The sequence below is a fragment of the Nocardia aegles genome, assembly GCF_052545135.1.
In genome coordinates this window covers 1-248 of sequence record NZ_JBQWRI010000080.1, presented here as the reverse complement: position 1 = coordinate 248, position 248 = coordinate 1, and the positions used below count along the sequence as shown (strand labels likewise).

General features: G+C 57.3%; 1 protein-coding gene. It reads right to left on the bottom strand.

Annotation, left to right across the window (positions count from 1 at the left end):
• Window positions 1–248: hypothetical protein (locus ACT89H_RS29535; RefSeq protein WP_445111949.1), on the bottom strand; the 248-nt coding region annotated here is incomplete at both ends.

Genomic DNA, 248 nt, shown 5'->3' with positions numbered 1-248 from the left:
TCCCCGAGTTCGATACGCATCCCACGAAGCTTGACCTGGAAATCCACCCGACCCACATAATCGAGCTCACCACCGGCACTCCACCGCACCAGATCCCCAGTCCGATACATACGCTCACCAGCAACACCAAAAGGATTCGCCACAAAACGCTCAGCAGTCAGATCCGCACGAGCAACATAACCACGAGCAAGCTGAACACCCGAAAGATACAACTCCCCCACCACACCCACCGGCACCGGACGCAAACG